1 protein-coding gene is annotated in these 360 nt (G+C 45.8%); it reads right to left on the bottom strand.

From position 1 onward, the window contains the following. Nucleotides 1-360, bottom strand: a 360-nt coding sequence (locus A3712_RS22850; RefSeq protein WP_231891871.1) for an arginine deiminase family protein, incomplete at both ends; no start/stop codon positions are given.

Below are 360 nucleotides of genomic sequence, written 5' to 3'. Positions count from 1 at the left end.
ACCTAGTAAGATTGTTGCTAGGTGCTCATTATCCATTTGAGCAAGATAGTTTCTTAGGTCACGGGCAAAAGTAGGCCCATAACGGAAATCTGAGATTTGAGTGTTTAGCAGCCATTCGCGAGCTTGAGGTACGGCAAGTGTCTCTACCAATAAATTGTGCAGTAGCAGCACTTCTACGTCTTGATTACGTAGTGTCTCTGCAAAGGCATCGTGTTCTTCACCAGCAGCTTCCACAGCCAACACATCATCAAATAGAAGGTCATGGCAGTTAGAAGGGGTGAGGTGGGTGAGTGCTCTTTCAGGTCGATTTAGGAGAACTCGTCTTAATTGACCTACTTCGGAGCCAACGTACAGCTTACT

Origin of the sequence: Vibrio sp. HI00D65, assembly GCF_001635455.1 — a bacterium.
Taxonomy (GTDB): Bacteria; Pseudomonadota; Gammaproteobacteria; order Enterobacterales; family Vibrionaceae; genus Vibrio.
Note: the sequence above shows the minus strand (reverse complement) of the source record. Positions and strands in the feature narration are given on the sequence as shown.